The 26,477-nt window shown below is 63.2% G+C and carries 26 protein-coding genes; 10 read left to right on the top strand and 16 right to left on the bottom strand.

Annotated features, from left to right (window positions below; translation table 11 throughout):
• Window positions 1-9 precede the first annotated feature (9 nt).
• Entirely contained in the window at window positions 10-762 is a 753-nt protein-coding gene (gene tpiA, locus JL2886_RS17690; protein ID WP_065273203.1) for a triose-phosphate isomerase, read from the top strand.
• Window positions 763-925: 163 nt separating this feature from the next.
• Here tpiA and JL2886_RS17685 read toward each other — a convergent pair whose 3' ends face one another.
• The 5 genes from JL2886_RS17685 to JL2886_RS17665 all read right to left on the bottom strand — a co-directional run bounded on the left by JL2886_RS17685 (window position 926) and on the right by JL2886_RS17665 (window position 7,419).
• Window positions 926-2,344, bottom strand: coding sequence for a TRAP transporter large permease (locus tag JL2886_RS17685; protein ID WP_065273202.1), 1,419 nt, complete (start codon window positions 2,342-2,344; stop codon window positions 926-928).
• Window positions 2,344-3,036, bottom strand: coding sequence for a TRAP transporter small permease (locus tag JL2886_RS17680; protein WP_065273801.1), 693 nt, complete (start codon window positions 3,034-3,036; stop codon window positions 2,344-2,346). Before JL2886_RS17680 ends, JL2886_RS17685 begins: the two co-directional genes overlap by 1 nt.
• Before the next feature lie 111 nt (window positions 3,037-3,147).
• Window positions 3,148-4,149 (bottom strand): DctP family TRAP transporter solute-binding subunit, encoded by a 1,002-nt coding sequence (locus JL2886_RS17675; protein ID WP_065273201.1) that lies wholly within the window; start codon window positions 4,147-4,149, stop codon window positions 3,148-3,150.
• Window positions 4,150-4,414: 265 nt separating this feature from the next.
• Window positions 4,415-5,656, bottom strand: coding sequence for a sigma-54-dependent transcriptional regulator (locus tag JL2886_RS17670; protein WP_065273200.1), 1,242 nt, complete (start codon window positions 5,654-5,656; stop codon window positions 4,415-4,417).
• Window positions 5,653-7,419, bottom strand: coding sequence for an ATP-binding protein (locus JL2886_RS17665; protein ID WP_065273199.1), 1,767 nt, complete (start codon window positions 7,417-7,419; stop codon window positions 5,653-5,655). Before JL2886_RS17665 ends, JL2886_RS17670 begins: the two co-directional genes overlap by 4 nt.
• 73 nt (window positions 7,420-7,492) lie before the next feature.
• Between JL2886_RS17665 and JL2886_RS17660 the strand changes: the two genes are divergently transcribed.
• Entirely contained in the window at window positions 7,493-8,674 is a 1,182-nt protein-coding gene (locus JL2886_RS17660) for a cytochrome P450 (RefSeq protein ID WP_065273198.1), read from the top strand.
• A gap of 35 nt (window positions 8,675-8,709) precedes the next feature.
• Here JL2886_RS17660 and JL2886_RS17655 read toward each other — a convergent pair whose 3' ends face one another.
• The gene (locus tag JL2886_RS17655; RefSeq protein ID WP_065273197.1) at window positions 8,710-9,183 is read right to left on the bottom strand and encodes an Lrp/AsnC family transcriptional regulator; all 474 of its coding nucleotides are present in this window, start codon (window positions 9,181-9,183) and stop codon (window positions 8,710-8,712) included.
• Window positions 9,184-9,383: 200 nt separating this feature from the next.
• Here JL2886_RS17655 and cobA point away from each other — a divergent pair, with 200 nt between their 5' ends.
• The 6 genes from cobA to JL2886_RS17625 all read left to right on the top strand — a co-directional run bounded on the left by cobA (window position 9,384) and on the right by JL2886_RS17625 (window position 14,285).
• Window positions 9,384-10,172 carry a uroporphyrinogen-III C-methyltransferase gene (gene cobA / locus JL2886_RS17650; protein ID WP_065273800.1) on the top strand — a complete coding sequence of 263 codons (789 nt, stop codon included), beginning with the start codon at window positions 9,384-9,386 and terminating at the stop codon, window positions 10,170-10,172.
• Window positions 10,172-10,480 (top strand): DUF2849 domain-containing protein, encoded by a 309-nt coding sequence (locus JL2886_RS17645; RefSeq protein ID WP_065273196.1) that lies wholly within the window; start codon window positions 10,172-10,174, stop codon window positions 10,478-10,480. Before cobA ends, JL2886_RS17645 begins: the two co-directional genes overlap by 1 nt.
• Window positions 10,473-12,137 (top strand): nitrite/sulfite reductase, encoded by a 1,665-nt coding sequence (locus JL2886_RS17640; protein WP_065273195.1) that lies wholly within the window; start codon window positions 10,473-10,475, stop codon window positions 12,135-12,137. Before JL2886_RS17645 ends, JL2886_RS17640 begins: the two co-directional genes overlap by 8 nt.
• Before the next feature lie 4 nt (window positions 12,138-12,141).
• Complete coding sequence (locus JL2886_RS17635; protein WP_065273194.1) at window positions 12,142-12,903, top strand: phosphoadenylyl-sulfate reductase; 762 nt, start codon at window positions 12,142-12,144, stop codon at window positions 12,901-12,903.
• Window positions 12,900-13,301 carry a DUF934 domain-containing protein gene (locus JL2886_RS17630; RefSeq protein WP_065273193.1) on the top strand — a complete coding sequence of 134 codons (402 nt, stop codon included), beginning with the start codon at window positions 12,900-12,902 and terminating at the stop codon, window positions 13,299-13,301. The genes JL2886_RS17635 and JL2886_RS17630 overlap by 4 nt, the downstream gene beginning before the upstream one ends.
• 120 nt (window positions 13,302-13,421) lie before the next feature.
• Window positions 13,422-14,285: a ferredoxin--NADP reductase gene (locus JL2886_RS17625; RefSeq protein WP_065273192.1), complete on the top strand. Its 864-nt coding sequence runs from the start codon at window positions 13,422-13,424 to the stop codon at window positions 14,283-14,285.
• Window positions 14,286-14,409: 124 nt separating this feature from the next.
• Here the strand turns inward: JL2886_RS17625 and JL2886_RS17620 are convergent, their stop codons facing one another.
• Window positions 14,410-15,060, bottom strand: a complete 651-nt coding sequence (locus tag JL2886_RS17620) for a hypothetical protein (RefSeq protein ID WP_065273191.1) — start codon at window positions 15,058-15,060, stop codon at window positions 14,410-14,412.
• 441 nt (window positions 15,061-15,501) lie between these two features.
• Between JL2886_RS17620 and infC the strand changes: the two genes are divergently transcribed.
• Window positions 15,502-16,050 (top strand): translation initiation factor IF-3, encoded by a 549-nt coding sequence (infC, locus tag JL2886_RS17615; RefSeq protein ID WP_082996119.1) that lies wholly within the window; start codon window positions 15,502-15,504, stop codon window positions 16,048-16,050.
• A gap of 133 nt (window positions 16,051-16,183) precedes the next feature.
• Window positions 16,184-16,783: an SAM-dependent methyltransferase gene (locus JL2886_RS17610; protein ID WP_065273189.1), complete on the top strand. Its 600-nt coding sequence runs from the start codon at window positions 16,184-16,186 to the stop codon at window positions 16,781-16,783.
• Window positions 16,784-16,852: 69 nt separating this feature from the next.
• Here the strand turns inward: JL2886_RS17610 and JL2886_RS17605 are convergent, their stop codons facing one another.
• The 9 genes from JL2886_RS17605 to JL2886_RS17565 all read right to left on the bottom strand — a co-directional run bounded on the left by JL2886_RS17605 (window position 16,853) and on the right by JL2886_RS17565 (window position 26,454).
• Window positions 16,853-17,647: an FAD binding domain-containing protein gene (locus tag JL2886_RS17605; RefSeq protein ID WP_065273188.1), complete on the bottom strand. Its 795-nt coding sequence runs from the start codon at window positions 17,645-17,647 to the stop codon at window positions 16,853-16,855.
• Window positions 17,648-17,755: 108 nt separating this feature from the next.
• Window positions 17,756-20,119, bottom strand: coding sequence for a xanthine dehydrogenase family protein molybdopterin-binding subunit (locus JL2886_RS17600; RefSeq protein ID WP_065273187.1), 2,364 nt, complete (start codon window positions 20,117-20,119; stop codon window positions 17,756-17,758).
• 113 nt (window positions 20,120-20,232) lie between these two features.
• Window positions 20,233-20,718: a (2Fe-2S)-binding protein gene (locus tag JL2886_RS17595; protein ID WP_065273186.1), complete on the bottom strand. Its 486-nt coding sequence runs from the start codon at window positions 20,716-20,718 to the stop codon at window positions 20,233-20,235.
• A gap of 168 nt (window positions 20,719-20,886) precedes the next feature.
• Window positions 20,887-21,903 (bottom strand): molybdopterin-binding protein, encoded by a 1,017-nt coding sequence (locus JL2886_RS17590; RefSeq protein WP_065273185.1) that lies wholly within the window; start codon window positions 21,901-21,903, stop codon window positions 20,887-20,889.
• Window positions 21,900-22,883 carry an XdhC family protein gene (locus tag JL2886_RS17585; protein ID WP_065273184.1) on the bottom strand — a complete coding sequence of 328 codons (984 nt, stop codon included), beginning with the start codon at window positions 22,881-22,883 and terminating at the stop codon, window positions 21,900-21,902. Before JL2886_RS17585 ends, JL2886_RS17590 begins: the two co-directional genes overlap by 4 nt.
• Window positions 22,884-23,029: 146 nt before the next feature.
• Window positions 23,030-23,620 (bottom strand): DUF6691 family protein, encoded by a 591-nt coding sequence (locus JL2886_RS17580; protein WP_065273183.1) that lies wholly within the window; start codon window positions 23,618-23,620, stop codon window positions 23,030-23,032.
• A 3-nt stretch (window positions 23,621-23,623) separates the two neighbouring features.
• Window positions 23,624-24,175, bottom strand: coding sequence for a YeeE/YedE thiosulfate transporter family protein (locus JL2886_RS17575; RefSeq protein ID WP_065273799.1), 552 nt, complete (start codon window positions 24,173-24,175; stop codon window positions 23,624-23,626).
• A 97-nt stretch (window positions 24,176-24,272) separates the two neighbouring features.
• Window positions 24,273-25,526, bottom strand: a complete 1,254-nt coding sequence (locus tag JL2886_RS17570) for a vWA domain-containing protein (RefSeq protein WP_065273182.1) — start codon at window positions 25,524-25,526, stop codon at window positions 24,273-24,275.
• 16 nt (window positions 25,527-25,542) lie between these two features.
• Entirely contained in the window at window positions 25,543-26,454 is a 912-nt protein-coding gene (locus JL2886_RS17565) for an AAA family ATPase (RefSeq protein ID WP_065273181.1), read from the bottom strand.
• Between the last annotated feature and the right edge of the window lie 23 nt (window positions 26,455-26,477).

Genomic DNA, 26,477 nt, shown 5'->3' with positions numbered 1-26,477 from the left:
AAGCGACACATGCGGCGGAAACTGGCGGCGGGAAACTGGAAAATGAACGGCACCGGGGCAGAACTGGCCGAGCTGGCTGCGCTGGCTCAAAGCCATCCGGCGCCAGAAGGTACCGACATCCTGATCTGCCCGCCCGCAACGCTGCTGTCGCGCGCAGCGGACACCACCCGCGGCGGACCGGTACAAGTCGGCGGTCAGGACTGCCACGCCGCAGCCTCGGGCGCGCACACCGGCGATCTCAGCGCCGCGATGCTGCTGGATGCAGGTGCAAGCGCAGTGATCCTGGGCCACTCTGAACGGCGCGCCGATCACGGTGAAACCGACGCCATTGTCCTTGCCAAGGCCGAAGCCGCCATTGCTGCCGGTTTGCTGGCCGTGGTCTGCCTTGGCGAGACCCTGGAAGAGCGCGAAGCAGGCAAGACCCTGTCGGTCGTCGGCACGCAGCTTGCCGGTTCGGTGCCCGAGGGCGCCAGCGGCGCCACACTGGTCGTCGCTTATGAACCGGTCTGGGCCATCGGCACCGGCAAGGTCCCGACTCTGGAGCAGATCGGCGAAGTGCACGATTTCCTGCGCGCCGAGCTGACCAACCGCTTTGGCGCCGAGACCGCCGAAGGCATTCGCCTGCTTTACGGTGGCTCGGTGAAACCCGGCAATGCGGCCGAGATCTTTGCAGTGTCGAACGTGGACGGCGCCCTTGTTGGCGGCGCCAGCCTGACCGCCGCGGATTTCTCTCCGATCATCTCGGCTCTGGAGAACGCCTGACCAAGAGGCGCGGCCTCACACATCAATGACAAGCCCGGCTCTGACGCAGAGCTGGGCTTTTTTACGGCCTTTGCTTCTAGACTCGCAGACGAAAATGGCGCCCCGATCTACCGGGGCGCCCTCACTCGTACCAACTCTTACACAACTCGGTACTCGTGAATCTCTAGTTCGTTATAATCTCCGGCCCCATCAGCGCGTTCGGGATCATCGTGCTGAGCCATGGGATATAGGTCACCATGATCAAGAAGACGAAGAGCACCGCCAGGAACGGCAGGGCCGCCCGGACCACCGCCATCATCGGCATGCCCGCAACCCCGGAAGTGACAAAGAGGTTCAGGCCAACCGGCGGAGTGATCATGCCGATCTCCATGTTGACCACCATGATGATGCCCAGATGGATCGGGTCGATGCCCAGTTCGATTGCGATCGGGAACACCAGCGGCGCAACGATCACCAACAGGCCCGACGGCTCCATGAACTGACCGCCGATCAGCAGGATCACGTTCACAACAATCAGGAACATCACCGGGCCAAAGCCCGCCGACAGCATGGCATTGGCGATATGCTGCGGCACCTGCTCGTCGGTTAGTACATGTTTCAGGATCAGCGCGTTGGCGATCACGAACATCAGCGTCACGGTCAGCTTGCCCGCATCGAACAGCGCCCGTTTGGTGTCCTTGTGGAACCAGACCGACAGCAGCGCAAGCGGCGCCTGCAGGACGGTGCGGCGCGGGCGCACCTCGGTTCCCGCCAGCGGTCCCATGTCGCGGTAGACAAAGGTTGCCACCAGGAAAGCATAGACGGATGCCACGGCGGCGGCTTCGGTCGGCGTGAAGATCGCCCCTTCCTTGTAAAGCCCCAGTTCAGGCGAATACCACGGGTAGCCATAGATACCGACCATGATGATCACGATCAGGAACAGGCCCCAGAACGCCTCGCGGAAGGAGGCGCCGACCTCGGCCCAGCCCGCCCATTCGCCCTTGGGCATGTTCTTGATCCGGGCGATGACGTAGATCGTCACCATCAGCATCACCCCGGCCAGAAGCCCCGGAATGATACCGGCAAGGAACATCCGTCCGACCGAAACGTCGACCGAGGCCGCATAGACGACCATCACGATGGAGGGCGGGATCAGGATGCCAAGCGTACCCGCGTTGCAGATTACACCGGCGGCGAACTCCTTGGAATAGCCCGCTTGGCGCATTGCTGCGATCACGATCGAGCCGATGGCCACCACGGTCGCCGGAGAAGACCCGGACAGCGCCGCGAACATCATGCAGGCAAAGACGCCAGCGATGGCCAGACCGCCCTGAAAATGGCCGACGCAGGCAATCGAGAACCGGATGATCCGCTGCGCCACACCGCCGGTCGACATGAAGGTCGAGGCGAGAATGAAAAACGGAATGGCCAAGAGGGTGAAATGGCCTTCGAAGGCTTCGAACAATGTACCGGCGACCGAGGCCAGCGAACTGTCCGAATAAACCAGCAGAAACAGGGTGGAGCTGAGGCCCAGCGAGACGGAGATCGGCACGCCGATCAGCATCAGGCCAACCACCATGGCAAAAAGCAGAACGACGTCCATCAGTTTTCTCCCCCCGTCTTTTCTCCGGTGGCGCGGGCCCGGGCCTCGTCCAACTCGTCCTCAACCTCGTGGCTGGCCACCAGCCGGTCAGCCTCACCGCGCCAGATGCGCAGGGCAGCCTGCACAAAGCGGATCACAAGCAGCAGCATCGACAGCGGCAGGATCAGATACGGCACCACTTTGGGCAGTTTTTCGTAGGAATCGCCGTAGTTGATCAGATCCTCCAGAAACCGGAAGATCCCCACCATCGGCACGTCCTGCACCTCGTAAAAGCTTTGGCTGCGGGCCTTCATATCCAGCCCCGTCGGGAACCAGCGACCCGAGGTCGGTGGCAGATCCGCAAACACCGCCCAGTAATCATAGGCACCTTTCAGCAACAGCAGCGAAAACAGCAGGCAGGCGCCAACCGCGATCAGCCCCACAACGCGGCGTGCAGGCGGCGCAAGCGTGTTGACGATGGCATCCACCCCTAGGTGCGCATGCGTCTTGACCGCGTAAGACGCCCCCAGCAGCACCAGCCAGGCAAAAAGGAACACCGTCAGCTCCAGCGCCCAGAGGATATTGGAGTTGAACACGAAACGCGCCACCACATTGGCAAAGGTGATCACTGTCATCAGCCCCAACAGCAGCGCGATCAGCGTTTCTTCCAGCGTATTGATGACCCCGGCCGGGCCGGTTCTTGCCCCCGACATGCCAGTCTCCCCTGCTATGTTGATAAAATGGTGCAGGCGGCGGATCCCCACGCCGCCTGCGAAGCGGGGCGCAGCACTCATCCTTGGATGGCGCGCCCCGGGGTGCGGCTATCAGAAGCCTGCGTTGATCGCCTGTGCGGCGTCGATCTTGTCCTGACCCACGTCACCGGCGAACTGCGCCCAGACGGGTTTCATGGTGTCGACCCAGGACTGGCGCTGCTCGGCCGAAAGCTGACGCACGGTGCCACCGGCATCAATGATCGCCTGCTTGGCTGCGGCGTTGACCTTGGCCGATTCAGAGTTCCGCGCTTCGGTCACTTCCGACAGGATGGTCAGGAACTGGTCGCGTACTTCCGGCTCCAGGCTGTCCAGCCAGTCCACCGAGGTCACCACCAGATAGTCGATGATGCCGTGGTTGGTTTCGGTGATGCCGTCCTGCACTTCGAAGAACTTCTTGCCGTAGATGTTGGACCAGGTGTTTTCCTGACCATCGACAACACCCTGCTGCAGAGCGCCGTAGACTTCGGAGAAGGCCATTTTCTGCGGGCTGCCACCGATCGCTTCCATCTGCGCCACCAGCACGTCCGAGGACTGCACGCGGAACTTCAGACCATTGGCGTCGGTCGGTTCGACCAGCGGTTTGTTGGCCGACATCTGCTTCATGCCATTGTGCCAGTAGGCCAGGCCCTGCAGGCCGCGGCGCTGCATCGAATCCAGCATCGCCTGACCGTTGTCGGACGCCTGGAAGGCGTCAACCGCATCGATGTTCTTGAACATGAACGGCAGGTCGAACAGGCGGAACTGTTTGGTGAATTTTTCGAACTTGGACAGCGACGGCGCGGCCAGCTGCACGTCGCCCTGCAGCATCGCTTCGAGCACCTTGTTGTCATTGTAGAGGGTCGAGTTCGGATAGACCTCAAGGCACATGGTGCCGTTCATCTCTTCGTTGACACGCTTTTCCAGCAGCGTCGCGGCAATCCCCTTGGGGTGCTTGTCGGTGTTGGTGACATGGCTGAACTTGACGACGATCTCGCCTTCGTCACAGGCCGCCTGAACGGCACCAGCGGATACGGTCATCGCCAGAGCGGCGGCGGTAGCAGTCAGGAACTTCATAATAGTCCTCCCAGATTTCTCTCCATAGCCTGTGCGCAATGCACAAGCCCCGCAGAAAGGATCGCGAATCGCACTGCCCCGCTCAAGAATTGAGTCGTGATTCGGCTGATTTTGATTTTTTTATAAACTTTTCAGACAGATGCATGGCGCTCAGTTCTCGGGCGCAGGCGCCTAAATTGTAGGCTGTGCGAAAACTCGCACAGGGATCAGCGCGAGGTGTGCGGATTTCCGCACAGCCGTAACGCCATCTTTTCAACCACTGGAATCACGCATCTGAGGCGCGGCGATAGTCCTCGGGGCGGATGCCATATCGGGCCAGTTTGTCGTAAAAGGTCTTGCGCGGCAGCTTCAGCGCCGCCGCCGCCGCCGAAGCGCGCCCGTTCTGGCGCCCCAGCGCCGCGATCAGCAAGGATCGCTCAACTTGCGCCATCTGTTCCGCCAGCCCCAGACCAGAGCCGACCGAGACCTCCTCGGGCATGCCAAGCACGAACCGCATGGCCGCCGACATCAGTGAGCGGGCATTGCCAGGCCAGTCCTGCGCCATCAGCATCGCCAGATGCTCCTGGCTGATCTCGGGCGCTGCGATGCCCGCCTGCTCGGCCGCTTGGGCCACGTAGTGACGGAACAGAACCGGGATGTCCTCGGGCCGTTCAGCCAGCGATGGAATGCGCACCCGCATGCCATCCAAGCGATAAAACAGGTCAGCATTGAAGGCGCCGCTGGTGGCCAGCTGCGCCAGATCGCTGGTGGTCCCTGCGATCACCCGGGCGGCGACGCCCTGCTCCAGCCGTTCCAGAACCGCGTATTGCACCGCGTCGGCCATGGCCGGGATTTCATCCAGAAACAACGACCCGCCCGCTGCATCCTGGCACAGCGCATCAAAGGCTTCGATGGTCATCCCGGCGGCGGGTCGCTTCACAAAGGCGCCCTGCGCCCGCGGCGACATCAGGTGGATGACTTCGGCAACCTTGGAAACGCCACTGCCCGCCGGACCTGTCACCAGAACCTCGGCTCCGGTGGGCGCCACCGCCCGCACTCGCGTCCTGAGCTGCTCTGCCTGCGGGGAGGTGCCGAAAAGCATCCGCGCCGCCGGATCGCCCGCCTCCAGCTGGCGTTTCAGGCGTCTGTTTTCCAGCACCAGTGCCCGGGTCTTGCGCGCCCGCTCGAGCACCGAAAGAAGATCCCCCGGGGCGCAGGGCTTTTCCAGAAAATCAAAGGCGCCCTCGGACATCGCTCGCACGGCCATCGGGATGTCGCCTTCGCCGGTCAACAGGATCACCGGCAGTTCGGCGTCGATCTCATGCGCGTAGGTCAAAAGGTGAAACCCGTCCCGCCCCGGCATACGAATGTCCGACAGGATCACGCCGTCGAATTCGGGCGTGATTAGATCTTTGGCCGCCACGAAAGAGCCAGCCGTCACCGCCTCCAGGTCGTTCAGCTCAAGCGTCTGCGACAGCGCCTCGCGCACCGCCGCGTCATCATCCACGAGCAGTACCCGCCGGGTCATGCAGCTTCTTCCTCGCTCCAGGGGTCAAGTTCGACGGTAAAGACCGCACCATCGCTGCTGTTGCAGCCGCGGATGTGGCCGCCGAAACTTTGCACCAACCCGTAAGAGATCGACAGCCCAAGGCCAAGCCCCTCGGCGCTGCCCACCGCCTTGGTAGAATAGAAGGGTTCAAACATCTTTTCCGGCTCCTTGATGCCCGGGCCGATGTCACGGACATGAACGCGCAGCCGGGCGCCGGTTTGCTGCGACGGCCATTCCAGCGCGATGCGGATCGCCCGCTGGTCCTGCTCCATCATGGCGTCGGCGGCGTTATTGATCAGGTTTACAAAAACCTGCGTCAGCCGCACCTCGCCGCCCCAGGCGTAGACCGGACCGGATGGCGCTGCCCAATGGAGCGCCACATGGTCCGTTTCCAGCCGCGCCGTAGTCAGTTCCACCGCCGCATTGATCACCTGCACCAGATCAACCCGCGCCATCGGTTCGCTTTCGTTGCGGGCAAAGGCCCGCAGGTTCTTGATGATCCGCGCCATGCGTTCGGCCATGCTGGAAATCCGGGTCAGATTTTCCGCTGCGCGCTCTGGCTTTTCCCGCTCAAGAAAGGCGGCGCCGTTTTCGGCATATTGCTGAATGGCCATCAGCGGCTGGTTCAGCTCGTGACTGATGCCCGCAGACATCTGCCCCAGCGCCGAGAGTTTCCCGGCCTGAACCAGATCCTCCTGCGCCTGTTTCAGCGCCGCTTCAGCCTCTTCGCGTTCGTGCACCTCGCGGCGCAGCTGGGTGTTGATCACCTGCAGGGCCTGGGTGCGGGCCTCGACCCGGGTTTCCAGAATGACATTGGCCCGGGCCAGGGTTCGGCGCCGCTCGGTCGCGAGGAACAGGAGCGTACCGAATGCAAGACACACCGCCGTCAGCGCCGCCGCCTGCAAGGCCGCGATGCGCCGCGCCGGGGCGACATCCACCAGGATCTCCCCACGCAGTCCGATGACCGGCAGGTCCACTGTCAAATGCAACGCCTGCTGCGGCAGGTAGGAACTGCCGGACAGCTCCCAAACCTCATGCTCGCCGTGGTTTTCGACCGCGAAGGAAACCGGATCGCCTCCCTCGGCCGCGCTGCCCGGCAGCCGTTCGGTCCGGCGCCAGAACAGCAATTCCGGCCGGTTGGAGATAAACACCTCTTCGTTGCGGTTGGTGAAAAAGACCGCCGGCAGGGAACCGCGCCAGGTCTGCTCCACATCCTGCACATCGGCCACGACCACCAGCGCCCCCAGCACGCCGCCGCCGGGTGCGAAACTGGGTGCGGCATAGAAATAGGCTCGCCGTCCTTCGGGCAGCAGCACCGCCTGACCGGTGCCAAGCGCGCCCTGCATGGCACGTTTGAAATAGGGTTGATCGGCCACCGAGCCTCCGGCGACCCCTTCGGCAAAGGCCAGAACCCGCCCCGAACGGTCTGCATAGAACACGTCGAGCGCCGCCGTCTTGTCCGCCACCTCGCGCAGACGCCGTGCTGCCTCTTGCTGCCCCGCCGCCGTATCCAGCCCGTCCAGCACCGGATGATCCGCCGTCAGAACAGCCAGTTCCTGATAGATCTGCAACTGCGTGCTGACCCGATCCGACGCCAATGCCAGATCCGCCGCGCTGCGCTCTGCCAGCGAGTCCAGCGCCTGCCGGTACCCATAGATCCAGACCGCAGCCGCCAGCCCTGCGACTGCACATGCAAATCCCAGCAATAGGCCCCAGCGCTGCCACATGGTTTGTTTGATCATTGATACTGCCTCATGCAGGCCAGACTATGAAACTCACCTTGCATTGACCAGCCGCCATGGCAAAAGTCGCCGCATGAAAACACTGCATCAGCCTCCGACCGATCCGGCCTTTGTGCAAGATCCCTATCCGTTCTACGCCAAGGCCCGCGACGCGGGCGCCCTGCACTATTGGCAGGACTACGACATGGTGGCAGCCTTTCGCAAATCGGCCGTTCACATGCTGCTGCGGGACCGCCGCTTCGGGCGGGAAATCCCGGCCGAGATGGCCGCGCCCGGCCCGGCCCATCTGGCGCCGTTTCTGGCTGTCGAGGCTCATTCGCTGCTGGACGCCGAGCCGCCGCGCCACACCCGCCTGCGCAAGCTGGTGATGCGGGCCTTCACCTCGCGCGCGATTGCGGCGCTGGAGGCGGATATCGCGCAGCTATGCCACGATCTGATCGATGCCTTTCCGGATCAGCCCTTTGATCTGTTGCAGGCTTATTGCACGCAGGTTCCGATCGTGACCATCTGCCGCCTGCTGGGTGTGCCTGAAGAGATGGCGCCGCAGCTTCTGGATTGGTCGCACCGGATGGTGGCCATGTATCAGGCCGGGCGCACGGAAGAGACCGAGCATTCCGCAGCCGAGGCATCTGCCGCCTTTTCCGATTATCTGCGCAGCTATATCGACCAACGCCGCAGCGATCCGCAGGATGATCTGATCACCCGCCTGATTGCCGCCGAGGAGGCCGGGGACAGCCTGACCACGGATGAGCTGATCGGCACCTGCATCCTGCTGCTGAACGCGGGGCACGAAGCAACAGTGCACGCCCTTGGCAACGGGGTGAAGACGATGCTGGAACAGGGCTGGGATCCGGCCTGGCTGACCGAGGACGGGATCGACCAACTGGTCGAGGAAATCCTGCGCTATGATCCGCCGCTGCATATGTTCACCCGTTATGCCTATGAAGAGGCCGAGGTCTTCGGCCATACCTTCCAGCGCGGCGATCAGGTGGCGCTGCTTCTGGGTGCGGCCAACCGCGACCCGGCAGTGCTTGATGATCCAGAGGTCTTTAACCCCAGCCGTCCGGCCAAGACCAACACGTCCTTTGGGGGCGGACTGCATTTCTGCGTCGGCGCGCCGCTGGCACGGCTGGAAATGCGCATCGCGCTGCCCATCCTGTTCCAGCGCTGCCCCGATCTGCGTCTGGCAGAAAAACCCGAGTATTCAGACAGCTACCATTTTCATGGCCTCACCCGGCTGATGGTGAGCCGCTGATGGTCGGCGCCACCCGGCGCCGCCCTCCACTTCCCCTACTCCGCTGGCTCCAGCGGCAGCAGCGTGGTCGATTTGATTTCCTCCATCGACAGGAGCGCGGTCACATTGTGCACCCGTACCTCAGAAATCAGCGCCTGATAGAATTTGTCATAGGCCCGCGCGTTCTTCACCCGCACCTTCAGAATATAATCGATATCGCCGGCCAGCCGGTGCGCCTCCTGCACCTCGGGGCGGTCGCGCAGCGCCTGCAGGAAGGATGCCTGCCATTCCGCCTCGTGCTCCGAGGTTCGGATGAGCACGAAGAAACAAGCCTCAAACCCCAGCGCCTCGGCGTCCAAGATCACGGTCTGGCGGCCAATCACCCCGGCCTCGCGCAGCTTGCGGATGCGATTCCAGACCGGGGTCTTTGAGCTGCCCACCTGCTTGGCGATTTCATCCAGCGACTGGCTGGCGTCGCGTTGCAGCTCCGCCAGGATTTTCCGATCCGTGGCATCAATCCGCACTGTCATTCTAATTTTCCCTCTGCATCGAAACCTTGGTCACCAAGCCCCGAACCACGCGGAACAGATGTCCTTATTTGGGCGGACGTATGGCGCTTAAACGGGAATATTTCCTATATTGAAGGTCAAGTCAAACACCAGAAATGAGGCGCCACATGTCCAGCTTTGCCCCGATCATTCCTTCTGCCAGCTCTCAGCGCGCAGATGGCATGTGCTGCCCCGCGCCGGGTCAGATTGCCTTTGCCGGCTCTGGTCCGGGCGATCCCGATCTGCTGACTCTGAAGGTGCTGAAAGCGATGCAGGCCGCGGATGTGATCCTGTTCGACCGTCTGGTCAGCCCCGAGATCATGGCCCTTGCCGCCCCCGGCATCGCGCTGGAGGATGTCGGCAAGGAGGGCTTTGGCCCCTCCATGTCGCAAGAGGAGATCTGTGACCGTCTGGTGGCCCATGCCCGTGCGGGCCGCAAGGTGCTGCGGCTCAAATCCGGCGATCCCACCGTCTTTGGCCGCCTCGACGAAGAGCTGTCCGCCTGCGACGCTGCCGGGATCGGCTATCAGATCCTGCCCGGCATCACCGCCGCCTCTGCTGCTGTCGCCGCCATCGGTCAGAGCCTGACGCAACGCGGGCGCAATTCCTCGGTGCGGTTCCTCACCGGGCACGACATGCGCGGTTTTGCCGATCACGACTGGGCCGCCTTGGCGCGCCCCGGAGAGGTGGCCGCGATCTATATGGGCAAGAAATCCGCGCGTTTCGTGCAGGGCCGTTTGATCATGCACGGCGCGGACCGGGCCACGCCGGTGACCATCGTCGAACATGCCTCCCGCGCCAACCAGCGCGTTCTAGAAACAACGCTGGACCGGCTGCCTGCCGATCTGGCTGCGGCAGGTCTGTCCGGCCCGGCCCTTACCTTCCTCGGGCTGGCGCCGCGTCAAAGCCTCGCCGCCCTGCCCGACCTCGCCTCTGACCTTACCTCCAATCTGAATATGGAGCTCGCCTGATGCCCCGTCCCTTTACGCCCAAAGTGATCACCGCGAATGACCTCCTTGAGGGCGACGTGATCTATTACACCGCCAAGGATAGCTGGAGCCGCTCGCTGAGCGAGGCCGAGCTGATCACCGACGAGGCCGAGGCGCAGCTGCGCCTGCTGGCCGCCGAACGCGATGCCCTCAACGTTGTCGGCATCTACCTGACCGATGCCAAACCCGGCACGGATGGCCCCGAACCTGTCCACTTCCGCGAAGAATTCCGCCGCACCGGTCCCTCGAACTACGCCCATGGCAAACAGGAGGCTCTCTCCAATGTATAAGTATAACGACTTTGACGCCGCTTTTCTGGCTGAACGCAACGCCCAGTTCCGTGCCCAGGTAGAGCGCCGCATCGACGGCAGCCTGACCGAGGACGAGTTCAAACCCCTGCGCCTGATGAACGGGCTGTATCTGCAGCTGCACGCCTATATGCTGCGGGTTGCAATCCCCTATGGCACGCTCAGCAGCGCCCAGATGCGCCAGCTCGCGCTGTTGGCCGAAAAGTGGGACAAGGGTTATGGCCATTTCACCACCCGTCAGAACATCCAGTACAACTGGCCGACCCTGAAGGACGTGCCGGACATGCTGGACGCGCTGGCCGAAGTGGGCCTGCACGCGATCCAGACCTCGGGCAACACCGTACGCAACGTGACCTCGGACCATTTTGCCGCCGCCGCCAAGGGTGAACTGGAAGATCCGCGCCCCTATGCCGAGTTGATACGGCAATGGTCCACCGACCACCCGGAGTTCCAGTTCCTGGGGCGCAAGTTCAAGATCGCGGTGACTGGCGCCGAAGAGGACCGCGCCGTGACCCGAGCCCATGACATCGGGTTGCGCATGGTCTCCCGCGAAGGCGAGACCGGGTTCGAGGTGATCGTGGGCGGTGGCCTTGGCCGTACGCCAATGATCGGCAAGGTGCTGCGGGAGTTCCTGCCCAAGGCGGACCTGCTGCCCTATCTTGAGGCGGTGCTGAGCGTCTACAACCTGCTGGGTCGGCGCGACAACAAATACAAGGCCCGGATCAAGATCACCGTGCAGGAAAACGGCATCGACAAGATCCGCGACCTGGTTGAAGAGCGTTTTATCGAGCGTCGCGCCCAGTTCAACGGCGCCGATCAGGAGCTGCTGGAAGAGATCAAGGCGCATTTTACGCCCCCCGCCCTGCGCAGCGGCGACACTGCGGCCTATGATGCCGCCTATGACAGCGATCCGGTGTTCCGCGCCTGGGCCGACACCAACCTGTCGGCGCATCGCAACGAAGACCACGCCATCGTCACCATCTCGGTCAAGGCGCATGGCGCCACCCCCGGCGATGCCACCGCCGAACAGATGCGCGTGATGGCGGATCTGGCGCAGGAATTCGGCTATGACGAGCTGCGCATCAGCCACCAGCAGAACGTGATCCTGCCGCATGTTCTGAAATCGGACCTGCCCGCGATTCACGCCCGCCTGAAAGAGGTCGGCCTTGCCACCGCCAACATCGGGCTGATCTCGGATATCATCGCCTGCCCCGGCATGGATTACTGCGCCCTGGCCACCGCCCGCTCGATCCCGGTTGCGCAGGATATCGCAACCCGGTTCGAAGAGCTGAAGCTGGAGCACGACGTGGGGCACCTGCAGATCAAGATCTCGGGCTGCATCAATGCCTGCGGCCACCACCACGTGGGCCATATCGGCATTCTGGGGCTGGATCGCGCCGGGGTGGAGAACTACCAGATCACCCTGGGCGGTGATGCCACCGAAACGGCGGCCATCGGCACCCGCACCGGCCCCGGTTTCGCCTATGACGAGATCGTTCCGGCGGTCGAGCGTCTGATCGGCGCCTATCTGGAGCTGCGGACCGATGAAGGCGAGACCTTCATCGAGACCTACCGCCGCGTCGGAATGGAGCCCTTCAAAGCCGTGCTTTATCCCGAAGCCCGCAAAAAGGTGGCCTAGAGCGATGCTGAAGCTCGCAGAGAGCAGCCCCAATGGGGCTGCACCGGACACCGCCCTGGCGGGAAAGGTGGAGATGCTGAATGCCCGCTACCGGCACCATTCGGCTACCGCCGTGATGCAGGGCGCCCTGCAGGATGCCGGGCAGATCGCCCTGGTGTCCAGCTTTGGCGCTGAATCGGTTGTGCTGCTGCATATGGCGGCGGTGATCGATCCCGCCGTGCCGGTGCTGTTCGTGGATACCGAGCTGCTGTTCACCGAAACGCTGGTCTATCAGCAGGAGGTGAGCGAGCGCCTTGGCCTGCGCAACGTGCAGGTCATCCGCGCCAAGGACATCGCCGAAAAGGACCCCTATGGCGCCTTGCGGTTCTCGGACACCGACGCCTGCTGCCACCTGCGCAAGACCGTGCCACTGCAAAACGCACTGTCGGGCTATGATGGCTGGATCACCGGACGCAAACGGTTCCAGTCCGGCAGCCGCGCCGCGCTCGACTTTTTCGAGGTCGAGGACGGCACCGGACGCATCAAGGTGAACCCGCTGGCCCATTGGGCACCCGAGGACGTGCGCGCCTATATGGAAGAAAACCGCCTGCCGCGCCATCCGCTGGTGGCGCAGGGCTACCCGTCGATCGGCTGCGCCCCCTGCACCTCGAAGGTGGCAGAAGGCGAAGACCCCCGCGCCGGACGCTGGCGCGATCAGAACAAGGAAGAATGCGGCATCCACATCGTGGATGGCAAACTCACCCGCAAAGGAGCTGACCCCAAATGACTGTAATTGTGACCGACACCGGATTTGGCCCCGACAGCTGGCAGGCCGGCTACGAAGGTGAAAACGCGCTGGACCTGCAGCCCGATGCGGATCTGGCACCCTTGTCGAACCGCATCCCCGGCTGCGAGATGATCCGTATTCATTTCCCCAGCTTTGCCGACGGTCGCGGCTTCACCCTGGCGCGGCAATTGCGGCAGATGGGTTATACCGGGCGGCTCCGGGCTTATGGTCACGTGCTGGCGGATCAATACGCCATGGCGCGGCGCAGCGGCTTTGACGAGGTCGAAATCGATGATGATCTGGCCGCCCGCCAGCCCGAGGACCAGTGGCTGGCCCGGGCCAATTGGCAGGCGCACGACTATCAGGCACGTCTGGGACGCGGCCGCGCCGCCCGCTGAAGCGGGCGCGATCCGCGTCTGACACCCCCACAAACCGCAATTCGGGAAAAACAAAGCTTTTCCTGACCTGAATCAACGATTAATCAGAGGTGCCGGTCTAACAGACCGGCAGTGAAACCGATGAACGAGATGACCGCCGTGACCGACACTGCCTCCGAAGCCAAGCCCGCCAAGGCGACCCCGACCCTGCCGGACGCCCAGACCGTGACCGCGGTCAAGCACTGGACAGACCGCCTGTTTTCCTTCCGGGTATCGCGGCCTGCGTCGCTGCGCTTCCGCTCGGGCGAGTTCGTGATGATCGGCCTGATGGGCGATCCCGACCCCAAGACCGGCAAGCAGAAGCCGCTGCTTCGTGCCTATTCCATCGCCTCGCCCTCATGGGATGAGGAACTGGAGTTCTACTCGATCAAGGTGCAGGACGGTCCGCTGACCTCGAAACTGCAGCACATCAAAGAAGGCGATCAGATCATCCTGCGGCCCAAACCCGTTGGCACCCTGGTGCACGATGCGTTGCTGCCCGGCAAACGGATCTGGTTCTTCGCCACCGGCACCGGCTTTGCACCCTTCGCCTCGCTGCTGCGCGAGCCGCAGACCTACGAGGATTACGACGAGGTCATCATCACCCACACCTGCCGCACCGCAGGCGAGCTGACCTATGGCCGGGAACTGATCGAAAGCCTGAAGGACGACGAGCTCCTGAATGAGGTGATCGGTGAGGGCTTCTGGAAGAAGATCAAATACTACCCCACCACCACCCGGGAAGAGAGCGCCAAGATGGGCCGGATCACCGACCTGATCAACTCGGGCGAAGCCTACAAGGATCTGGGTGTGGAGCCGCTCAACCCCGAGAGCGACCGGGCGATGATCTGCGGCAACCTGGCCTTCAACCTGGAACTGAAGGACATGCTGGAAGCGGCCGGCCTTGAAGAAGGCGCCAATTCCAAGCCCGCGCAATATGTGGTGGAAAAGGCCTTCCTCGACTGAGGCATTTGCTTTGGCGCAAGCCGCCAATGACCAGACATAAGAAGGCCGCGCCACCCGGATACGGGCGGCGCGGCTTTTCTTTTGTACCAGTGGGTTATCCCGCCGCTGCACTCCAGCGTAGGAATTACAGGTTCAGCGCGGCCTTCACCTGATCCAGCGCCGCCTTCAGCATCGCCGGGCTGTCCTTTGCCGCATCCAGCGCCGAGGTCAGAACGGTTTTCTGGGTCTGCGACAGATCCGAGTCGGCGATCATCGTGGTGACCGTTTCGTAATCAAAGCCTTCCAGCGTCAGCGCCTCTGACATGGCCTGATCTGCGGCCTGCTCCCCCGCGGGGTCCGTGGCACTGCCCGCCGCGTCTGTCGCGGCCTGGGTTGCGCTCTCAACCGCGTCGCGGACAGCCTCATCCGCCTGTTCGACAACATCCTCTGCCGCCTCCACTGCAGCAGCTGCAGCGGTCTCTGCGGCATCTGCAGCGCCCTCCACAGCGGCCTCGGCATCGGTTGCGGCCCCGTCAACGGTCTCCTCTACGGCACTCTCAACCGCTTCAGCAGCCTCTTCGGCCTGCTCTGCCACTGTCTTGGGGGCCTCTGCCTCGGTGCTTTCCTCGACCACCGGTGCAGGTTCTGCCTCAGGTGCAGGCTCTGTCACGGCTGCGGGGGCATCCGTGTTGGCCGGCGCGTTACTGATCACACTGTCTTCGGTCTGGACGGAAAAGGCATAGTAAGCGCCAATCGCCACCACCCCGGCTGCTACGGCAACAATAACGGGTTTCATGATGTCTCTCCTTTGTTCTGGCCGGAACCTGTCTGGCGACAGGCAGACCGGCGCGTGTTCTTGCGACATTCGATACCGGCTAGCTGACGTCCCGCAGCGCCCGCCACAAGGGGCAAAAACCGCCGGACGCGTCATCGGCCAGCCGCCGCCGACCGGATCCCGGACGATTGGCGGGGCTTTGCCTGCGCCGGAAACCGGAACGCTTTCCCCCTGACACCCACCCCCCGAATCGAATGCCGATCGCACCTGACCAACTGCCGCCCAGCCCACCGGGCACCGGTGCCTGCCTGCCCCCGGCCCCGGCTGCGGGAACGCTGCGCCGGTTCTGCGGTGACAATCGCCTCTTTTCACGAAGGCCCGCATCGGTTCCCGCTTGAAAGACGCAGCGCCCCGGTTTAGATTTCATGCTCGAAAATTGGCAACCATCAAAGGATTGAACCCATAGCCCGCAGACCTCATAACGCGCCGCCGCCACGTGATACCGGCCCGCGCACGAACGAAAAAATCCGCGCCCCCGAAATCCGCCTGATTGGCGCCGAAGGGGAGAACGTTGGCGTTGTCCATCCGGCCAAGGCGATGGAGATGGCAGCGGAAGCGGGTCTGGACCTTGTGGAGATCTCGCCGAACGCCAATCCGCCGGTCTGCAAGATCATGGACTTCGGCAAGTTCAAATACGAGCAACAGAAACGCGAAAGCGAAGCCCGTAAAAAGCAGAAGATCATCGAGGTCAAAGAGGTCAAGTTCCGCCCGAACACGGACACCAATGACTACAGCGTAAAAATGCGCAACGTTTTCAAATTCCTCGAAAACGGTGACAAGGTGAAGATCACCCTGCGTTTCCGCGGGCGCGAGATGGCGCACCAGAACCTCGGCCGTGAGTTGCTGGAGCGTGTGGCCGAAGACGTCAAAGATATCGGCAAGATCGAAAACATGCCGAAGATGGAAGGCCGTCAGATGATCATGATGATCGGCCCGCTGCCGCAGAAATGATCTTGCGGCCCTGACGGACCGGCTCGATCTGGGCTGAATTCCGCCTTTTTATTCCGCCCCTGGTGCTTGACTGCGCTGGGGGCGTTGTCATTGTCGCCCCTGATAAACAGCCATGCGATCAGGACGAGCCGACATGTGGGAAGAACGATTTGCAAACTCCGATGACTATGTGTTCGGGACCGAACCAGCCCGGTTCCTGACCGAACATGCCACCTATCTGACGCCGGGCCAGACGGCCCTGTCGGTGGCCGATGGCGAGGGGCGCAATTCCGTCTACATGGCGCAGCGGGGGCTTGAGACGACCGCCTATGAGTTCGCCCCCACCGCCATTGCCCGCGCCCGTGATCTGGCGGCAGAGCGTGGCGTCACGGTGGATTTCCAAAACGTTGATATCCTCACCCATGACTGGCCTGAGGATGCCTATGATTTGGTGGTCGGCATTTTCATCCAGTTCGTCGGCCCCAAGGATCGCAAGGTGCAATTCGAAGGCATGAAACGCAGCCTGAAACCCGGCGGTGTGCTGCTGCTGCATGGCTATACGCCGAAACAGCTTGAGTTCGGCACCGGCGGGCCGCCCTTTGCCGAGAACATGTACACCGAGGATCAGCTGGCCGCTGATTTCGTAGGCTGGGACATCCTGGAGAACCGCGCCTATGAGCGGGAGGTGCAGGAGGGACGCGGCCACAGCGGCATGTCAGCCCTCATCGATTTCGTGGCGCGCAACCCCGCCTGACCACAGGTGCCCGCATGAAAAAGGGCCCCGCAGTGCTGCGAGGCCCCATTGCTGTTCTGTCCCAGTGGCTCAGCCTGCGGCGGCAGCCACGGCGCGTTTGGTCAGGACACCGACAAGATGGGCACGGTATTCCTTGGTGCCGTGGATATCGCCCATCATGTTGGCCGGGTTAATGCGCAGATCCGTCAGAGCGTCGGGGCGGAATTCCTTGCCCAGTGCCTGCTCAGCTTCGCTCCAGCGGAACACACCCTCTTCCGAGGCGCCGGTGACGGCAACCCGCACCCCGTCCGCGTATTTGGCCACGAAAACCCCCACCAGGGCAAAGCGCGAGGCAGGCTGCACGAACTTCTGATAGTTCGCGGCCTCTGGCACCGGGAACCGCACGCCGGTGATGATCTCACCCTCTTCCAACGCGGTGGTGAAAAGACCATCGAAATAATCATCCGCCGCGATTTCGCGGGCATTGGTGATCACGGTGGCGCCGCTGCCCAGAACCGCCGCCGGATAGCAGGCCGCCGGATCGTTATTGGCAAGCGAGCCGCCGATGGTGCCCCGGTTGCGCACGGCGGGATCGCCGATGTGGCTGGCCAGCTCGGCCAGCGCGGGATAATGCGCTGCGGCCTCGGAGGCAACGGTGGCATGGGTGGTAGCGCCGCCGATTGCCAGGCTGCCATCATCTTCGCGGCAGACGCCCTGCATTTCACCAATCCCGGCAAGCGAGACCAGTTTCGACGGCATCGCCAGCCGCTGTTTCATGGTCGGCAGCAGGGTCTGGCCACCGCCCAGCGCCTGCGCGTCTTCCTCTGCCAGCGCGGCAACCGCGTCGGCAATGGAGGCAGGTTTTTCAAACTCGAAATTATACATTCCGCTTTCCTTCCCAAAGAATGCCGGGGGATCACCCCCCTTGTTCTTTTGTTCAAATCTCCCAAGGGCGCAGGGACCCGGCACATCTGCCTGGCCCCTGCCCCGGTGTTAACTGTTCATCGCAGCCCAGACGCGGCCGGGGCTGAGTGGCATATCGATATGTGTCACATCTTTACCCGCTGCCTGCAGCGCGTCCACCACCGCATTCACAACCGCCGGCGGCGATCCGATGGCACCGGCCTCACCGCAGCCCTTCACCCCAAGGGGGTTATGGGTACAGGGCGTCTGGCAGGAATGGTCAACCTGATAGAAGGGCAGATCATCGGCGCGCGGCATGGCGTAATCCATGTAGGAGGCCGACAAAAGCTGACCGTTCTCGTCATAGACGCAGCCTTCGAGCAGCGCCTGACCGATGCCCTGGCCGATACCGCCGTGCACCTGACCATCGACGATCATCGGGTTGACGATATTACCAAAGTCATCCGCCGCCGCGAAACGTTCGATGGTGACCTTGCCGGTCTCAGGATCGACCTCCACCTCGCAGGCATAGGCGCCCGAGGGGTAGGTGAAGTTCGCCGGATCGTAAAAGGCGGTCTCTTCCAGCCCCGGCTCCATATCCTCAAGCGGGTAGTTGTGCGGCACATAGGCCGCCAGCGTGACATCGCCCCAGGCGAGGGACTTGTCCGTGCCCGCAACCGAGAACTGGCCATCCTTCAGTTCGATATCCGCATCGGAAGCTTCCAGGATGTGGGCGGCGATCTTCTTCGCCTTGGCGATGATCTTTTCCGTCGCCCGCACCATGGCAGAGCCACCAACCGCGAGGGAGCGCGAGCCGTAGGTGCCCATGCCCATCGGGGTGTTGGCGGTGTCGCCATGCACGATCTCGACCATGCTTTCGTCGATGCCGATCATATCCGCGATCACCTGCGGGAAGGAGGTTTCATGCCCCTGCCCGTGGCTGTGGCTGCCGGTCATAACCACCAGACCCCCGGTCGCATTCACTCGTACCGTGGCGGATTCATAAAGACCCGCCCGCGCGCCCAGCTGCCCGACAAGGTTCGACGGCGCGATGCCGCAGGCCTCGATATAGCAGTTGACGCCCAGACCGCGCAGCTTGCCGTTTTCCTCGCTCTTGGCGCGGCGCGCCTTGAAGCCTGCGAAATCAGCAACCTCCATCAGCTTGTCCATGGTCGCGTTGTAATCGCCGGTGTCATATTCCACCGCCACCGGGGTGGCATAGGGGAATTCGGTGATGAAGTTCTGGCGCCGCAGCGCGATGGGATCGACGCCCAGCTCGCGCGCGGCCTTGTCGATGACGCGCTCCAGCTGGAATGTCGCCTCAGGGCGGCCCGCACCGCGATAGGCATCGACCGGCACCGTGTTGGTGAAGACGGCCTTCACGTTCACATAGATCAGCGGCGTCTTGTAGTTACCCGCCATCAGCGTGCCATGCAGCCAGGTCGGCACCGAAGGCGCAAAGGTCGACAGGTATGCGCCCATGTTGGCGTAGGTGTCGGTGCGCAGCGCGGTAAAGTTGTTCTCCGCATCCAGCGCCAGTTCGATCTTGGTCACGTGATCGCGCCCGTGGGCATCCGACATGAAGGCCTCGGACCGGGTAGAGGTCCATTTGACCGCCCGGTTCAGCGCCTTGGCCGCGAAGGTACAGAAGGCTTCCTCGGCATAGTGGAAGATCTTGGTGCCGAAACCACCGCCCACATCCGGCGCGATGACGCGCAGCTTATGCTCGGGGATGCCCAGCACGAAAGCGCCCATCAGAAGGCGGATCACATGCGGGTTCTGCGAGGTGGTATAAAGCGTCGATTCCCCGGTGGCCCGGTTGAAATCGCCCACCGCCACGCGCGGCTCCATCGGGTTCGCGACCAGACGGTTGTTGACCAGCTCCAGTGTGGTCACATGGGCCGCATTGGCAAAGGCCTCTTCCACTGCCGGTTTGTTTTCTTCCACGAAGCCCCAGTCATAGCAGAGGTTCGACGTGAGATCGTCATGCACCTTGGGGGCGCCTTCCTTGACGGCCTCCTTCATGTCGATGACGGCGGGCAGTTCTTCGATATCGAGCTCAATCGCCTCGGCGGCGTCGCGAGCTTCCTCGCGGCTTTCTGCGACCACGGCGGCGATGGCATCGCCCACATAGCGGACCTTACCCTGAGCCAGAACCGGGTGCGCAGGTTCCTGCATCGGTTCTCCATGGCGGTCGGTCACCTGCCAGCCGCAGGGAATCGATCCCACACCTTCGAAATCAGCGCCGGTAAAAATTCGGATGACGCCGGGCATCGCGGCCGCAGCCGAGGTGTCGATGCCGTTGATCTTGCCGTGGGCCACATCCGAGCGCAGGAAATGCACATAGGCCTGATTGTTGAGGTTGATGTCGTCGGTGTAATTGCCGGTTCCGGTCAGGAACCTTACGTCTTCGCGCCGCTTCGGGCTGGCGCCGATGCCACTATCCTTTGGCATTGTCCAAATCTCCTCCCTGGATGGTGCGCGCGATGGCGCACCTCTTGGTCATGCAAAATTGTCTTTCGTCCCGGGCCGCGCCTCCCTGCGCTGCCCGCGGCGGGCTTATGGCCTTATTCGGCTGCAATGGCCGTCACGTCCTGACCGGACGCGGCAAGGATCGCCTTGACGATGTTATGATAGCCGGTGCAGCGGCAAATATTGCCTTCAAGATAGGCGCGCACCTCGGCTTCGGTCGGCTTGGGGTTTTCCTTCAGCAGCGCCGCCGCCGACATCACCATGCCCGGCGTGCAGAAACCGCACTGAAGCCCGTGGTGATCCTGAAACGCCTGCTGGATCGCGTTGAGCGTGCCATCCGGAGCCGCCTGTCCTTCGATGGTGGCAACCTCTGCGCCGTCTGCTTCGGCCGCCAGCATGGTGCAGGATTTGACCGCCTTGCCGTTCACATGCACCACGCAGGCGCCGCACTGGCTGGTATCGCAGCCTACATGTGTCCCCGTGAGCCCCAGCTCGTCGCGCAGAAATGACGCCAGGAGCGTGCGCCCCTCCACATCACCGCTGGCGGGCTTGCCGTTCACGGTCATCGAGACCTTCGCCATGAATTCCTCCCATTCGCTACTTTTGTTTGGCTGAATAGGAGTTAAGCACGGGATGCGGCTGGCGCGAACCCCCAGAAATGCCTCTGGCCGTAACATTTTTGCCAAACGGCAAGAAGCCGCGCGTAACACGTTGGAGATGCGGACATTTTGTGCTCTCTGGCGCAGCGTTCAGCCACGCCCGGCGTCATCCTGTCCAGCGCGGCGCGGCATGGGCCGGGTGGGAATCTCTTTCAGCAGCCCGCCAACCCCCATGGCGGCGATATCCGCCCCGCGCAACGCGACGCCACAGATCACCCGTTCCAACACCCAGTCCGCGCCATTAAGCGCAGGCGAGCGGGCGCAGCCCGGCAGGCCGATCACAGGCTTTTCGCCCAGCGCACCGAGAAACAGAAGGTTGCCCGGATCGACCGGCATGCCAAAGCGCGTCACCGTGCCCCCCGCCAGCCGCAGCGCCTGAGGCGCCACATCCAGTGGGTCCGAGGTCGCCGATCCGGTAAGGATCAGGATGACCTCTCCCGGCGCATCGCCGATGGCTGCGGAAAGCTCCGCCTCGCGGTGGGGCACAACCACGCGATCTGTCAACTCCATACCCATCCGGTCGAGCCTTCCGGCCATGGCCGCGCGGCCCTTTTCGGATGGAGTATCGCCCGTAACCCGCGTTTCGATCAGGGTTGCGGTCTTGTAAACCGGGGCGCGCACCCGCAACGCCCCGCCTGCATTCCTTGCCGCTTGCATCAGGTGCGCCTCAGGCACCCCGTAGGCGATGATCTTGATGGTGGCGATCATGCCGCCTGCATCGACCCGGTGATAGGCGGGCACGGTGGCGATGGTGATCATCGGATCGACCGCATTCACCGCCTCCAGCTGCGCCCGGTCCAGCTCCACCACACCGCAGGTTTCGGCGTAAAGGTTCACCCGCCCCGCCCCGGCGCCGGAAATGCGCAGCCCTTGGGCGCTTGGGTCTGGGACAATGGCGTGGGCCAGCGCCTGCGCCGCCGCATCCTCGTGCATATCGCCGCTTTCCAGCCGCGCGGCGGTGACTTCGGAGAAACCGGAGGCGGCCAGATCGCGAAGATCTTCAGCGGCCAGCGCCGTGCCCTTGGCAATCTTGCGGGTCTCCAGATGCAGGGAATGCGCCAGGATCGCCCCCTCGGCCTGATCCAGCGGAACCGGGCCGAACTTCATGAGGATTTGCCGCGCAGAACCGCTGTCATCTCGGCCAGGATCGACACCGCGATTTCAGACGGCCCCGCCGCGCCGATATCCAGACCGATGGGCCCGTGGATGCGCCCGATCTGTTCTGCGGTGAAACCAGCCGCCACCATCCGGTCCACCCGTTTGGCATGGGTGCGGGTGGAGCCAAGCGCGCCGATGTAGAAGCAATCCGCGCCCAGCGCAGCCTCCAGCGCCGGATCGTCGAGTTTCGGATCATGGGTCAGCAGCACCAGCGCGGTGCGGGCATCAAGGCCAAGCTTTTCCACCGCCTCATCCGGCCAATCGTCCATCAATGTCTCGCCCGGGAACCGCGCGGCGGCGGCAAAGGCCTCGCGCGGGTCGATAATCACCGGATCATAACCCGCAATCCGCGCCATGGGCACCAGCGCCTGGGCGATATGCACCGCCCCCACCACGATCAGCCGCAGTGGCGGGTTGTGCACGGCAACGAAGGTCTTTCCGTCTTCCTCAACACCAGAGCGGTCCATGCGCAGGCGCTCAGCATAGCCATCCCGCACCAGACGCCGCGCGCCGCTGTCCAGATCCACCTCATAGGCAAGCGCAATACGTTCCTTGCGGGCCGCGACCAGTTCCTCCAGCAGATCCACCGGCAGGGCGCCGCCCACGGGCTCAACCAGAACCTTGATGGTGCCGCCGCAGGCCAGCCCCACGGCAAAGGCATCATCGTCGCTGACCCCGAACTCGAGCAGGCGATGCTTGCCATCCTCGATCGCCTCCAGCGCCTCAAAGACCACCGCGCTTTCGACGCAGCCGCCCGAGACCGAGCCTTCGATGCGGCCATCGCCGCCCACCACCAGCTGCGATCCGGCCCGGCGCGGCGCCGATCCCCAAGTCTGCACCACCGTGGCCAATGCAGCCCCGGTGCCATCCCTGTGCCATTCCAGCGCCACCTCCGGCGCGTTCTCGAAACGCTGGGTTTCCTCTGACATGCAATCCTCCCGGCGTGTCTTCCGCCTTTGTTGCCCCCAAGGTTGACGCGAAGGCCAGAGGTTTCAAGCCGAAAACGCAGCGCAAAACGCAAAGCGCCCGCCGGGACCGGCGGGCGTTCGGGCATATTACAGGCGCGGGAGGGTGCCTATTCAGCCGGTTGCAGGTTCGATTTGGAGGGCGTCAGCCGCTCGGGCAGGGCAAAGGCCAGCGCGATGAAACCAAGGCCCAGAACGATGCCGAGGACATCGCCCGGCAGCGCCGTCATCCCGTCGAACTTGGATCCCGGCACGGTGCCAACGGTAACCTTACCGCCCGCGATGCTGTCCAGAAGGCCGCTCGATTCCCACATCGGGTAGGTCACCATATAGGCCGCCGCCCCCAGAAGGCCGCCGGCGATGAAGAACAGCGCATCCTTGCGCCCCGAGGCCGCCGCGACAACGCCGGTGCCGGGGCAATAGCCCGCCAGTGCCCAGCCCGCGCCCAGCATCAGCCCGCCGATGAAGACGCCGATATAGGCGGCCTTCACGGACATATGGCCCACGTCGACAAAGCCCAGCATCTGGCCCGCGAACATCAGCACCGAACCGGTGCCAATGGCCAGCAGAATGGTCTTGGCCAGGTTGAGGTTGGTGAGGTTCAGCATCTTGCCGATCATGTTCGGGTTGCTGGCGCCAATACGGTCCAACACCGCGCCGAAGGCCAGGCCGATAACAATTGCGAGAACGATAGACATCATGGCTCAGGCCTCCTTCTTGAACAGGATCAGGGATACGGGAATCGCAGCGGCAAAGGCCCCGGCGGCAAAGAGATAGCCCGACAGCGCGGTCTGCATCATGCCCGACATCATGTGCCCCGAGGTGCAGCCGCCCGCAAGGCGCGCGCCGTAAAGCACGATGAAGCCGCCAACAAAGGTCGCGCCGTAGCGCAGGGCAACCCCGTCCCCCATATTGGCGCGCCACAGATCGGGGATGCTACGCTCCCGTGCGGGCAGGCCGCCGCGCGCCATGACCGACAGAAAGCCGCCCACCGCCATCGCAAGAACAAAGACAAAGCTGTAGTTCAGCGGGTTCATCACCGATTTGGCGTATTTACCATTCGATTTCGCCAGATAGGCATTGGTCGAGGTATATCCTTCCTCGGTCTTGGTCACCAATTCGCTGTTCACTGCATCGCCGATGATCCCGTCCAGGATCACGAATTGCGTGGACACGCCAATCGGTTTGACCAGCAGCACTGCCAGAAAGAAGACGAACCCCAGCAGGAGCCCTCCGGTTTTCCAGTTCATGGCCATCATCAGCCTCCCGAATTACATTCCATTTACAGAATGTAGTAGGGTGGGCGCGGATCAGGCTTGACCCAGATCAATTACATTCGACTTTTAGAATTCGTCAGAGAAGCGCCATCAACCGCGCCTTTTCGCCCTGATCCTCGGGGCGGGAAATCACCTGCGCCAGATCTTCGAGCGAGGCAATGGAGTGGCCGGCCCGAAAACTGTCCACATGGGGCAGCATGGCGCGGATACCTTGTGCCTTGGGGGCGAAGCCTTCCCAGCGCAAGAGCGGGTTCAGCCAGATCAGCCGCCGCGATGACAGGTGCAGGCGCTGCATCTCCTTGGCCAGTTGGTCCGGGTCGTCCCGGTCCAGCCCGTCGGTGATCAGCAGCACCACAGCCCCCTGCCCCATTACCCGGCGCGACCAGTCGCGGTTGAACTCATGCAGGCACTGGCCGATGCGGGTGCCGCCTTCCCAATCCTGCGCCTCGGCGCCCGCTGCGGCCAAGGCCGCGTCCACATCGCGCGTGGCCAGATGGCGGGTGATATTGGTGAGCCGCGTGCCAAAGGTGAACCCATGCACCTTCGCCCAGCCCGCGCCCTTTTGGTTGGCGACCGAATGCAGGAAATGCAGCACGATGCGGCTGTACTGGCTCATGGAGCCGGATATATCGCAGATCACCACCAGATTGGGCCAGCGGATGCGCCGCTTGGCACGGGCGATATCTTGCAGATCGCCACCCCGGCGGGCCGCATCGCGCAGGGTGCGCCGCCAATCGGCCCGCTGCCCATGCGGCGCGGCCATTAAGCGGCGCGACTGGATCGGCTGCACCGGCAGGCGCATCTGGGAAAGGATGCGTTTGGCGCGGGCAACTTCCTCGGTGCTCATCTGCTCGAAATCCAAGGACCGCAGGCGCTCCTCGGAGGACATGGTCAGGGTCGCGTCGATCTCGAACTCGGTGCCCTCGTCCTCTTGCCCCTCTGGCAGGTCGATCTGATCATTCGCCCCATCCAGCAGCGCCTCGGCAGCGCGTTTTTCACCGGGTTTGGCGGCGCGCTCTTCCTGCACGCCGCGCACCGCAGGCAGCATCGCCGCCATCATATGCTCCAGAAACCGCGGATCGCGCCAGTAGAGGCGAAAGATCTGCGCAAACACCGCCCGGTGTTCGGGACGGGTCACGAAACAGGCATGCAGTGCCCAGTAGAAATCCTGCCGACTGGTAAAACCTGCTGCCGCCACCGCCTCGACCGCGTCCACCACCCGGCCCGGCCCGATGGGCAGCCCCGCCTTGCGCAGAGCGCGGGCGAAATGGGTGATGTTCTGGACGAGTTTGGGATCGTCCGGCAGGGAAAGCTCAGGCAGTTCAACCATCAGATCGGCACCCGGATCACGGCGTCTCCTCCAATGTCTGCTTGGCCTTGTCGAGGATGCGTTTCGCCTCGGAGCCCTGCAATTGTGCGATGTCGTCCTGGTATTTCAGGATCGCGCCCAATGTATCGGCGATCACCTCAGGGGAGAGGTCGATCACGTCGAGCGCAAGCAGGCAATTGGCCCAGTCGATTGTTTCGGCCACGCCGGGTTTCTTGAACAGATCCTCGGTCCGCAGCGCCTGGACAAAGGCGACGACTTCGCGGCTGAGTTTTTCTGAGGCTTCCGGCGCGCGGGCCCGCAGGATTTCGACCTCGCGGGTGAAATCGGGGTAATCGACCCAGTGATACAGGCAGCGCCGTTTCAGCGCGTCATGCACCTCACGCGTGCGGTTGGAGGTCAGGATCACGATGGGCGGCTCGGGCGCCTTGATGGTGCCAAGTTCGGGAATGGTCACCTGAAAATCACTGAGCGCCTCCAGCAGGAACGCCTCGAAGGGCTCATCGGTGCGGTCCAGTTCGTCGATCAGCAGCACCGGCGCGCCATTCTCATCGGGGCGCATCGCCTCCAAAAGTGGCCGTTCGATCAGAAACTCATCAGAGAACAGCTCCGTTTGCAGCGCCGCGCGGTCGGCGCCGCCTGCAGCCTCAGCGGTGCGGATCGCCACCATCTGCGCGGCAAAATTCCATTCATAAACCGCGCTGGAGGCATCAAGCCCCTCGTAGCATTGCAGCCGGATCAGGCGCCGACCCAGCGCCGCCGACAGCGCCTTGGCGATCTCGGTCTTGCCGACGCCGGCCTCGCCTTCTAGGAACAAGGGGCGGCCCAGACGCAGCGACAGGAAGACCACGGTAGCAAGCGCCCGGCCGCAGACATACCCCTGCTCGCCCAGCATCTGTTGCACCTGATCGATGGATTGCGCCTCTGTCATGCCTTGCCTCCCCGCTTGGTCGC

Origin of the sequence: Phaeobacter gallaeciensis (assembly GCF_001678945.1) — a bacterium.
Taxonomy (GTDB): Bacteria; Pseudomonadota; Alphaproteobacteria; order Rhodobacterales; family Rhodobacteraceae; genus Phycobacter; species Phycobacter gallaeciensis_A.
Note: the sequence above shows the minus strand (reverse complement) of the source record. Positions and strands in the feature narration are given on the sequence as shown.